At 49.8% G+C, this 261-nt stretch carries 1 rRNA gene; it reads left to right on the top strand.

The features are described from left to right. Window positions 1-158: 158 nt before the first annotated feature. A 5S ribosomal RNA gene (rrf, locus tag QMX86_RS28295) occupies window positions 159-261 on the top strand; the annotation flags it as partial.

Raw genomic sequence — 261 nt, forward strand, 5'->3', positions numbered from 1 at the left:
ATATAACACCCAAGCAATTTGCTGACCTGAAAAGGCACCAGATTGCGGTGTGTGAAGACGAAACGAACCGAAAGTTCGAAACGCACAAACACCGAAAGCTGTCACATACCCAATTTGCTGAAGCGAGACCATCTGGTCACGAGTCAGTACCCGAATTTCTTGACGACCATAGAGCGTTGGAACCACCTGATCCCATCCCGAACTCAGCAGTGAAACGATGCATCGCCGATGGTAGTGTGGGGTTTCCCCATGTGAGAGTAG

Origin of the sequence: Pseudomonas sp. PS01270 (assembly GCF_029959775.1) — a bacterium.
Classification (GTDB): Bacteria; Pseudomonadota; Gammaproteobacteria; order Pseudomonadales; family Pseudomonadaceae; genus Aquipseudomonas; species Aquipseudomonas atacamensis.